Below are 6,169 nucleotides of genomic sequence, written 5' to 3'. Positions count from 1 at the left end.
CGTCTGAAATTTAAATTTCAGACGGCCTTTTCATTTGCTCAAACCTTATTCTTTAGGCAGGCGCAGGACGGAGACGATGAATCCGCCCCAAATGACGATCAATGCGACAAGCATCATAATAATGGCTGAAGTACTCATTATTCGTCTCCTTCACGTTCGTGTTCATGTTCGTCTTTGACGTTGAAGTTCTGACCATGTTTCCACGGCAAGAACGACAGCAGGACAGACAATACCAAGAGAGCGCCGACCATGCCCCAACCGAAGATATTGAGGAAGCTGTCAGGATAGCCGCTGTAATTCTCTTTTAAGAGGCCGGCGGTATCTTGATAAAGCATATAGCCGAGCATAGCGACGGTAACCACCACGCTGGCAGTCCAAACTTTACCGACACGGATGGAAGACAGCGCGTTCAAGTGATTGCGCAGTTCCGGCAGCTTGTGCAACAGGACAATCGCCAGAACGTAAACAAAACCAGAAGCCACAATGCCGTAGGTATTGATGAATTTGTCCAATACGTCCAACACAGGCAGGCCGGTGGTCGTACCGAACAGCAAGGTAGAAATAATCGCCATTGGCACGCCTGCAATCAACGTTGCGCTGACACGGCCGATGTTCATTTTGTCTTGAATTGCAGCCACAATCACTTCAACGATGGAAATCATGGAAGTTACACCGGCAAACACCAGCGAGCCAAAGAACAACACGCCGATCAACGCGCCCATAGGGGCTTGGTTGATGATGGTCGGGAACGCGATAAACGCCAAGCCGATACCGCTGGATGCCACTTCGCTGACTTCCTTGCCTGCCGCGTGCGCCATAAAGCCCAATGCTGCGAATACGCCGATACCGGCGAGCAACTCAAAGCTGCTGTTGGCAAAGCCGACAACCAAGCCTGTGCCGCCCAAGTCGGTTTTTTTCTTCAGGTAAGAAGAATAAGTAATCATAATGCCGAAGCAGATGGAGAGCGAGAAGAAAATCTGACCATATGCGGCTACCCAGACTTTCGGATCCGCCAAACGGCTCCAATCAGGCGTAAACAAAGCGTCCAAACCTTTTGCCGCACCCGGCAGAGTCAGGGCGATACCCACCATGATAACAAACATTACCACCAACAAAGGCATGAAGAATGTGGACGCACCGGCCACGCCTTTTTGCACGCCCAAAGCCATAATCGCCAGCGTAAACACCCAGACGGCAATCAGCGGGCCGGCAACTTTGCCGACAAAATCCAAACCCAAGTCTTTGGCATCGGCCATTTGCAGGAAGTCTTTGAAGAAGAAGGTCTGCGGATCCGCACCCCATGCCGAAGTCAAAGAATAATAGGCATAGCTTGCCGCCCAGCCGACAATCACGGCGTAGTAGATACAGATGATGACGTTGGTCAGGAAGTTCCACCAACCCATCGGCTCAAACAAACGGCCGAGGCGACGGAAAGCCAAAGGAGGCGAACCGCGGTAACGGTGGCCGATGGCATAGTCGAGCAGCAACAGTGGAATACCTGCCGTCAACAGCGCAACCAAGTAAGGGAGGATGAAAGCACCGCCGCCGTTGTCGAAAGCGATGTAAGGGAATCGCCAAATGTTGCCTAAGCCCACGGCCGAGCCGATGGCAGCAAACATAAAGGCGCGGCGACTGCTAAACGTCGCGCGTTCGCTGGATTGAGAATTTGACACGATGAACCTCTTAAAAGTCGAGTGTCGCCAAGGCCGTTCAGCCTTGCGCGTATATATTTAGGAATCAGGCCGGACAAGCCGGTCGGTTAAAGTAGATATTCGGACAAGGATAATATCCGATATAGAGAATGCACCGCTTATGACCATGCAAACATAATCTGACCTTATCGTAAAAAAATTTAACACTGTTGGCAAGTCAGTATTGAATTTAAATCACAGCAAAATCTTCATACACTACGACTAAAACCTTCATACACTTATTTATATAACACCGAAACACAGCACAATCCCTCCGTTTCCCCTCCCTTGCTCCGACCATTTTCCCTTTGCTAAAAACCGCCCTCCCCTTATCCAGCAAGGAAAAGCAGGAATCCAAGACGTTTAAATTCCATGTCATCAAAAATGTTCAGACGGCCTTTTACTTTTGCTCCATCAAACCCGGGCCGTCTGAAAATTACACTGTTGTATGTTGTAATCAAAAGCCACACTCAAATTCTGTTTAATATAAACAAAAACAATCCGCCTCTTCCCGTTTTCTTCATTACCATGATTTAAAACGAGCATAAAACACTAAAAACAGAATTAATAAAAAATAAAATTTCAAAAAATATACAATAACAATAAATTCAAACCCATGTTCCTACTCTAATCATCTACAATCAAAAATAATCGAACCTAAAAATTTCAATAAAACATTAATTACACAGCACTACAATTTTGCTATAATTGCCACCATTCGCTCCATAACCCAAACCCAAAAGAAGAGGAAAAGCCATGGGTATCAAAGTTGCCATCAACGGCTACGGCCGTATTGGCCGCCAAGTAGTGCGCGCTATTTTTGACTACAAACTGCAAGACCAACTCGACATCGTTGCCATCAATGCCAGCGGCAGCATCGAGACCAATGCTCACCTGACCAAATTTGACACTGTTCACGGCCGCTTCAACTCTGAAGTTTCCCACGATGAGAAACACCTCATCATCGACGGTAAAAAAATCCCTTACTTCTCTACCCGCAACCCAGCCGAATTGCCATGGGGCGAATTGGGCGTTGACCTGGTAATGGAATGTACCGGTGCGTTCACCAGCAAAGAGAAAGCCAAAATCCACTTGGAAAGCGGCGCGAAAAAAGTGCTGATTTCCGCTCCCGGCGGCGATGACGTTGACGCAACCATCGTTTACGGCGTAAACGACGACGTGATTACCGACGACATGACCGTTATCTCCAACGCGTCTTGTACCACCAACTGCCTGGCACCTGTTGCCAAAGTGTTGAACGAAAACATCGGTATCGTAAACGGCGTGATGACCACCATCCACGCGCTGACCAACGACCAAACCGTAACCGACGTACGCCACAAAGACCTGCGCCGTGCGCGTAGCGGCGTGGAAAACATGATTCCGACCAAAACCGGCGCTGCAAAAGCCGTCGGTTTGGTATTGCCAGACCTGAAAGGCAAACTCGACGGCCTCGCCATCCGCGTACCGACCGTCAACGTTTCCCTGGTTGACCTGAGCTTCCAAGCAGGCCGCGACACTTCTGCCGAAGAAATCAACGCACTGATGAAAGCCGCGTCCGAAGAAGGCCGTCTGAAAGGCGTATTGGCCTACAATACCCTGCCGCTGGTTTCTATGGATTTCAACCACACTACCCAAGCCAGCACATTTGACTCTACGCTGACCAAAGTCACCGCAGGCAAAATGGTTAAAGTGTTCGCATGGTACGACAACGAGTGGGGCTTCAGCTGCCAAATGCTGAACACCGCGCGCCGTATGTTCGGTTTGGAAGTACGTCCGTTCTAATCGGCTTCCAACACAAAGGCCGTCTGAAACATCTTTTCAGACGGCCTTTTATATTTCCATTAAAATACCGTATTCCCATTTTTCAGACGACCTCTTCCCATGTTTCCCGACCAATCCGCCCCTAATCTGCTGCAAGGCTTGAATCCCGAACAACTTTCCGCCGTAACCTGGCCGCCGCAATCCGCACTCGTTTTGGCGGGTGCGGGCAGCGGCAAAACGCGCGTGCTGACCACGCGTATCGCCTGGCTGTTGCAAAGCGGACAAGCCAGCGTACACAGCATTATGGCGGTAACGTTTACCAACAAAGCCGCCAAAGAGATGCAAACCCGTCTCGGCGCGATGATTCCCATCAACGTCCGCGCCATGTGGCTTGGCACGTTCCACGGCCTCTGCCACCGCTTTTTGCGCCTGCACCACCGCGACGCAGGCCTGCCCTCTTCCTTCCAAATCCTCGACAGCGGCGACCAGCTTTCCCTCATCAAACGCCTGCTCAAAAGCCTCAATATCGCCGAAGAAATCATCGCGCCACGTTCACTGCAAGGTTTTATCAACGCGCAAAAAGAATCCGGCTTGCGCGCCTCCGTGTTGAGCGCACCCGATCCGCACACACGCCGCATGATTGAGTGCTACGCCGAATACGACAAAATCTGCCAACGCGAAGGCGTGGTCGATTTTGCCGAACTCATGCTCCGCAGCTACGAAATGCTGCAAAACAACGAAATCCTGCGCCAGCACTACCAAAACCGCTTCAACCACATTCTCGTTGACGAGTTCCAAGACACCAACAAACTGCAATACGCGTGGCTCAAACTCATGGCAGGCGGCAACGCGGCGGTATTTGCCGTCGGCGACGACGACCAAAGCATCTACCGGTTCCGCGGAGCGAACGTCGGCAACATGACCGCGCTGATGGAAGAGTTCCACATCGACGCGCCCGTCAAACTCGAACAAAACTACCGCTCCGTCGGCAACATCCTCGCCGCCGCCAACGCCGTGATTGAAAACAACGACGAACGCCTCGGCAAAAACCTGCGCACCGACGCCGAAGCAGGCGACAAAATCCGCTACTACTCCGCCTTTACCGACCTCGAAGAAGCCCAATTCATCGTGGACGAAACCAAAGCCCTCGAACGCGAAGGCTGGTATTTGGACGAAATCGCTGTCCTCTACCGCAGCAACGCCCAATCGCGCGTCATCGAACAAAGCCTGTTCCGCAGCGGCATTCCCTACAAAATCTACGGCGGCCTGCGCTTTTACGAACGCCAAGAAATCAAACACGCACTCGCCTACCTGCGCCTCGCCGTCAATCCCGACGACGACAACGCCCTCTTGCGCGTCATCAACTTCCCGCCGCGCGGCATTGGCGCACGCACCGTCGAAAACCTTCAGACGGCCTCAAACGAACAAGGCATCACCCTCTGGCAGGCAGCCTGCAACGCCGGCGCAAAAGCCACCAAAATCGCCGCCTTCGTCCGCCTGATTGAAGCCTTGCGCAACCAAGTCGGACAAATGCCCCTGTCCGAAATCATCGTCGGCATCCTCAAAGACAGCGGCCTGATCGAACACTACAAAACCCAAAAAGGCGACAACCAAGACCGCCTCGACAACCTCGACGAACTCGTCAACGCCGCCATCGAGTTCAAACCCGAAGACAGCAACTTTGAAACCCTGCCCGAAAACATTTCAGACGACCCCGCCTTCCCCATCCTCGCTTTCTTGAGCAACGCCGCCCTCGAATCCGGCGAAAACCAAGCAGGCGCAGGCGAAAAAGCTGTCCAACTGATGACCGTCCACGCCTCCAAAGGCTTGGAATTCAACGCCGTCTTCCTCACCGGCATGGAAGAAGGCCGCTTCCCCAGCGAAATGAGCCTTGCCGAACGCGGCGGCCTCGAAGAAGAACGCCGTCTCATGTACGTCGCCATCACCCGCGCCCGCAAACGCCTCTACATCACCATGGCGCAACAACGCATGCTGCACGGACAAACCCAATTCGGCATCGTCTCCCGCTTCGTCGAAGAAATCCCGCCCGAAGTATTGCACTACCTGTCGGTCAAAAAGCCCGCCTATGACAGCTACGGCAACACACGCCAAACCACCGTACAACGGGACAAAATCCTCGATGACTTCAAACCGCCGCAAACCTACGCAGGCTTCCGCATCGGACAAAACGTCCGCCACGCCAAATTCGGCACCGGCGTCATCATCGATGCCGTAGACAAAGGCGAATCCGCCCGCCTGACCATCAACTTCGGCAAACAAGGCGTGAAAGAGCTGGATACCAAGTTTGCGAAATTGGAAGAGATGTAGAAGGGAGATGGCAGGGGTCGTCTGAAACCCCTAGCGTGGGCTTTGCCCAAGAATCAAAAACAAAATTTCAGACGACTTCTTTTACCCAGCATTGTCGTGGACAAAGCCCACGCTACAATGCACATTGACGAGGCGAAAGGCCGTCTGAAAACTAGATTTCAGACGGCCTTTATTCTAAAAGTTTTCAGACGACATTTGAGGTCTTCTGAAAGTTTGAAATAATGGTTTGAACGGAAAAGAACGCGTGCGTGCGTACCGCACATACACTACACGTCGGTTTTAAATTTTGTGCCACCTGCAAGTAGAGTATGGCGCAACCACGCAACGTGGTTGGTGGAGATACAGGCTACGGCTTGCTGGACAGCCCAAAATTCCAATACAAAGAA

General features: G+C 51.9%; 4 protein-coding genes. 2 read left to right on the top strand and 2 right to left on the bottom strand.

Annotated features, from left to right (window positions below; genetic code table 11):
• Window positions 1-45: 45 nt before the first annotated feature.
• Window positions 46-138: a methionine/alanine import family NSS transporter small subunit gene (locus tag HMPREF3052_RS11510; RefSeq protein ID WP_036472778.1), complete on the bottom strand. Its 93-nt coding sequence runs from the start codon at window positions 136-138 to the stop codon at window positions 46-48.
• Complete coding sequence (locus HMPREF3052_RS10420; protein ID WP_083318832.1) at window positions 138-1,673, bottom strand: sodium-dependent transporter; 1,536 nt, start codon at window positions 1,671-1,673, stop codon at window positions 138-140. The genes HMPREF3052_RS11510 and HMPREF3052_RS10420 overlap by 1 nt, the downstream gene beginning before the upstream one ends.
• A 774-nt stretch (window positions 1,674-2,447) precedes the next feature.
• On the opposite strand from HMPREF3052_RS10420, the gene gap reads away from it, so the two are divergent.
• Both gap and uvrD read left to right on the top strand, forming a co-directional pair.
• Entirely contained in the window at window positions 2,448-3,476 is a 1,029-nt protein-coding gene (gap, locus tag HMPREF3052_RS10410) for a type I glyceraldehyde-3-phosphate dehydrogenase (RefSeq protein ID WP_003682614.1), read from the top strand.
• A 99-nt stretch (window positions 3,477-3,575) separates the two neighbouring features.
• Window positions 3,576-5,783, top strand: coding sequence for a DNA helicase II (gene uvrD / locus HMPREF3052_RS10405; RefSeq protein ID WP_070749759.1), 2,208 nt, complete (start codon window positions 3,576-3,578; stop codon window positions 5,781-5,783).
• The last annotated feature ends 386 nt before the right edge of the window (window positions 5,784-6,169 follow it).

Source organism: Neisseria sp. HMSC056A03, assembly GCF_001815685.1.
Lineage (GTDB): Bacteria > Pseudomonadota > Gammaproteobacteria > Burkholderiales > Neisseriaceae > Neisseria > Neisseria subflava.
This window is presented reverse-complemented; position numbering and strand designations above follow the sequence as displayed.

Excerpts from the sequence above, each read along its gene's own strand:
- HMPREF3052_RS11510 (WP_036472778.1), bottom strand. The coding sequence starts at position 138 with ATGAGTACTTCAGCCATTATTATGATGCTTGTCGCATTGATCGTCATT.
- gap (WP_003682614.1), top strand. The coding sequence starts at position 2,448 with ATGGGTATCAAAGTTGCCATCAACGGCTACGGCCGTATTGGCCGCCAA.
- uvrD (WP_070749759.1), top strand. The coding sequence starts at position 3,576 with ATGTTTCCCGACCAATCCGCCCCTAATCTGCTGCAAGGCTTGAATCCC.